This window comes from Roseateles sp. P5_E1 (assembly GCF_054049335.1).
Map to the genome: position 1 here is coordinate 1 of NZ_JBFUMN010000289.1, position 615 is coordinate 615.

1 protein-coding gene is annotated in these 615 nt (G+C 64.7%); it reads left to right on the top strand.

Going from position 1 to position 615, the window contains the following annotated elements:
• Nucleotides 1–262: 262 nt before the first annotated feature.
• Nucleotides 263–615 (top strand): hypothetical protein (locus tag ACXJKJ_RS31100; RefSeq protein ID WP_457395434.1); only part of this gene is annotated, 353 nt, incomplete at its 3' end.

The following is a 615-nucleotide window of genomic DNA, read 5'->3' on the forward strand; positions in this document are numbered from 1 at the left end:
CACCACCCTAGGCCCGCGTTCGTTACTTGAGCGCGGGTTCGTGTGAGGCCGCTCTGGACATCCGTCGCTGTGGTCACACCCGCAGGGCATCGGGTTGCCGCTGTTTACCGTCGCCCGCCGCGCCTTACGTATCCGGAAGGTATGTGCGTGCACGTACGGTGAGGTCCATGTGCAAAGACACAACCGTTCATCTGACGTCGTGCGAATTCTCGTCCCGGTAACCTGCGTAGGGCCATGGTTGGTTTTCACCAGGAGTACTCGTATGCAGACGTCATGGCTGTCCCGAATAGAGCGTTGGGCCGAGGAACCCGGTTTTCGCACCCAGACGCTGGACGATGCAAGTGCGGCGTTGCGCGAGCTTCTTCCCGGGTTTCCCGCCCCGGGTGACCAGCCACGGGAAATCTGTGTCAACGGCTACCGTTGGTTCCATGGCGAGATGGAGGCGGTCGCTGACGCCATCCATCGCGCGTCGCGTCGGCCGCACGCCGTAGCCGCCACCCTGGAAGGGGCGGATTGGAATGTCGATCGCAACGCCGCCGGGTTGTGGGCCATCCCCGGCTCCAGCCGCGTGCAGGCGCGCGATACGCGCCGTAATGGCTGGGTCGGCCCCTGCCG